At 65.7% G+C, this 2,862-nt stretch carries 2 protein-coding genes; one reads left to right on the forward strand and one right to left on the reverse strand.

Features of this window, described 5'->3' with window-relative positions:
* Positions 1-201: 201 nt before the first annotated feature.
* A complete protein-coding gene (locus E6J58_24235) occupies positions 202-612 on the reverse strand; it encodes a hypothetical protein (GenBank protein TMB31566.1) in 411 nt (136 codons plus the stop codon).
* On the opposite strand from E6J58_24235, the gene E6J58_24240 reads away from it, so the two are divergent.
* A partial coding sequence (locus tag E6J58_24240; GenBank protein ID TMB31567.1) for a TonB-dependent receptor occupies positions 542-2,862 on the forward strand: 2,321 nt, incomplete at its 3' end. The two genes, E6J58_24235 and E6J58_24240, sit on opposite strands and share 71 nt — an antisense overlap.

Raw genomic sequence — 2,862 nt, forward strand, 5'->3', positions numbered from 1 at the left:
ACGGCGACTTTCTCATCGACCGCCATCCCGAGTTGGAGAATGTCTGGCTGGTTGGAGGCGGCTCAGGCCACGGCTTCAAGCACGGGCCGGCAGTGGGCGACTACGCGGCGCGCGCGCTGCTCGGATCGCTCGGGTCCCCCGAGCCACGCTTCTCGTTGGCCACCAAGCAGGTCCAGCAACAGCGGGCAGTGTACTGACCCGCTACCAGATGACACGCAGCGATCTACACCGGCGCACCCTGTGGTTCTGGCCGGCGGCGTTCCGCTGACGTCCGGCCAAGCGCTCGATCACCTGCACGAAGCCATTTGCGAGTACGCCGCTTATGCTCTGAAGCAATGAGCGCCCACAGGAAGGCTTCCATCTCGTCCTCTGTGACCGGACGCCGCTCAGCGGCATCCATTCGCTGTCGTCCGTGCTCGGCACTTTAGAAATGGCTTTGAACGGCGCTTGCTCTTGGAGCGGACCGAAGTCGAGCTTTGCGACTGCCGCGCGCATCTCTTCGATTCCGTCGACGTGCCTGTAGATCGCGAGCGTCGTCTCGATGTTCGCGTGTCGCAGAATCTTCTGTGCGACCGAAGGATGCATCTTCGCTCGCGCCAGCAGAGTCGCCATCGTGTGCCGCAGCGATTGGAACACGATGCCCTTCTTCGAGACGCGCCGGATCCAGAGCGCGCGGCCGTCACTCGGGCGGCGCCGGTTCGCATCGTCGCCAACGAGTTCGACGTGGCCGCAGCCCGGCTTCCGGCATTGCCTGGCAGAGCCGGGTTTGACTATCCCGTCACGGCCTGCCTACAACACCTGCCGTTCACCAGCGTACCCAGCTTCGCTCGAAGCCTTCACGGAGGAGGGGGACATGCTCTGGTCGAGCATCGGCAGCCTTCGGCTTGCTGCGGCGACGGCTCTTCTCGCCACCACGCCAGCGTTCGCGCAGTCCACGGGGCAAGTCACGGGCGTCGTCAAGGACAGCACCGGCGCCGTCCTGCCGGGCGCCACCGTGACCGTGACCGGCGCCGACGGTGCCAAGCACGAGGCCTCGACATCGCCGGACGGCTCCTACACGGTGTCCGGCCTCCCGCCGGGCAACTACAGCGTCTCTGCGGCGCACTTCGGCTTTCGGACGGTGCTGCAGCAGAGCCAGGCGGTGGCCGCAGGCGGCACGCTCACCGTCGACTTCACTCTCGAGACGAACCTCTCGGAGGAGATCACGGTCACCGCCATGAAGCGCGAGGACGTGGTCAGGAAGGTTCCCTTCTCCTTGACAGCGACGAGCGAAGAGACGCTCCGCGTGCGCGGGGCCAGGGACATCGAGGACGTAGCGGCGAACGTGGGCGGCTTCACGGTGCAGAACCTGGGCCCGGGCCAGAGCCAGGTGGCGATGCGCGGCGTGTCCTCGGGACAGATCGCGCGCGACCAGCCGGGCGTCAAGGAGCAAGTCGGCGTCTATCTCGACGAGTCACTGATCTCGATGTCCCTGTTCACGCCGGACCTCGATCTTTTCGACATGAACCGCGTCGAGGTCCTCCGCGGCCCCCAAGGCACCCTCTTCGGCGCCGGCTCCGAGTCCGGCACGGTTCGCTACATCACCAACCAGCCCAAGCTGGGAACCACCCAATGGTTCGGAGAGCTGGATGGAAGCACGATCCAGCACGGCAACCAGGCAGGAAACGTCAAGTTCGGCTTCAACGTCCCCCTGGGAGAGATCGCAGCGCTGCGCGCGTCCGCATACTACAACGCCGTGGGAGGCTACATCGACTCGCCGGGCGTCAGGACAACGTCGAACGGCTCCATCCAGCCGGACCTCACCACCGCCCAGAACGACGTGAACACCGGCAAGCGCTTCGGCGGGCGCGTCGCGGTCAAGCTCGCGCCCAATGACAAGCTGAGCATCACGCCACGCTTCCTCTACCAGAAGATCGAGATGGACGGCTGGAACCGCATCGACGCCTACAACATCTTAGCCAACCCGTTCACCACGAACCGGCCCGCGGTCACGCTAGGCGATCGGGAGCAGTTCATCCAGGTCCGGGAGCCGTACACCGACAAGTGGTACCTGGGCGACCTGAACATCAACTACGACTTCGGCGTCGCCGAGGTCACCTCGATCACCTCCTACAACGTCCGCGACATCCTCGTCGTGCGCGACGCGGGCGCGCTCACCTCCAGCATCACGGCCGGCACCATCGGCCAGCCCGAGCCCGTCTACTCGTTGAACGCGCCTCTCTACGACGCCACGGGCGGCGGAGACCCCGCGCGGCCGAACCGGAAGCCGGCAACGACGTTCACCCAGGAGCTCCGGCTCTCGGGCACCCAGGACCGCTTCCGATGGGTCTTGGGCGGCTTCTACGCCCACCTGCACCGCGACTATGGCCAGGACCTGCCCGTCACGGGCTTCACGGCACGCAGCGGCATTCCCTCTCGATCTTCAAGCGACACGCTCGCGCCGCCGGACAGCCTCTTCTTCTCCGAGCTGTCCTACAAGCTGGACCAGTTCGCCGTTTTCGGCGAGGGCACCGTGGCGCTGACCGACCAGTGGGACGTCATCGCCGGCCTGCGCTACTACCACTTCAGCGAAGACAAGCAGCAGCTCTTTGGCGGCATCTTCGGCGAGGGCGAGGGTGGCGTGGTCCAGTCGCAACCCGGCACCACGAAGGCCGACGGCGTGGCCCCGCGGTTCATCGTGAGCTACACGATCACAGACGCCACGAAGATCAACGCCCAGGTCTCCCGAGGCTTCCGCCTGGGTGGCATCAACGACCCCCTCAACGTTTCGCTCTGCTCGGACCAGGACAAGGTCACCTTCGGCGGCCACACCAACTGGAGCGACGAGACCGTCTGGAACTACGAGTTGGGGGCCAAGTCGAA

The organism is Deltaproteobacteria bacterium (assembly GCA_005879535.1).
Classification (GTDB): domain Bacteria; phylum Myxococcota; class Myxococcia; order Myxococcales; family 40CM-4-68-19; genus 40CM-4-68-19.